The sequence below is a fragment of the Paraburkholderia sp. SIMBA_053 genome (genome assembly GCF_046534895.1).
In the GTDB taxonomy this organism is placed as follows: Bacteria; Pseudomonadota; Gammaproteobacteria; order Burkholderiales; family Burkholderiaceae; genus Paraburkholderia; species Paraburkholderia caledonica.
On the sequence record NZ_JAWRXU010001087.1, the window covers coordinates 1 to 257 of the forward strand.

General features: G+C 56.8%; 1 protein-coding gene. It reads right to left on the reverse strand.

The window, feature by feature from the left end; translation table 11 throughout:
• Positions 1–257 (reverse strand): hypothetical protein (locus SB753_RS38980; RefSeq protein WP_410805407.1); only part of this gene is annotated, 257 nt, incomplete at both ends.

The following is a 257-nucleotide window of genomic DNA, read 5'->3' on the forward strand; positions in this document are numbered from 1 at the left end:
GGTTCGTGATTTTGCTCAGCAGGGCTGTAGCCAGCCAACTTTGTAGGGATCGCACGCTGAATATGAGGACCGATGACCTGTCCCATCCGGTCATCGCTCGCGGCAAGTATTTCGCTTTCTACGGATCGCTCAATCACGACAACGATTTCGCGCGCGAACCGATTGGGACGCTCCGGCAACGGCATGCGACGCGTCACGAGAAAGTGTCGAGGATTTCCCGGCCGCACATTGCTTTCTGCATCGAATGCGGCCTCGAT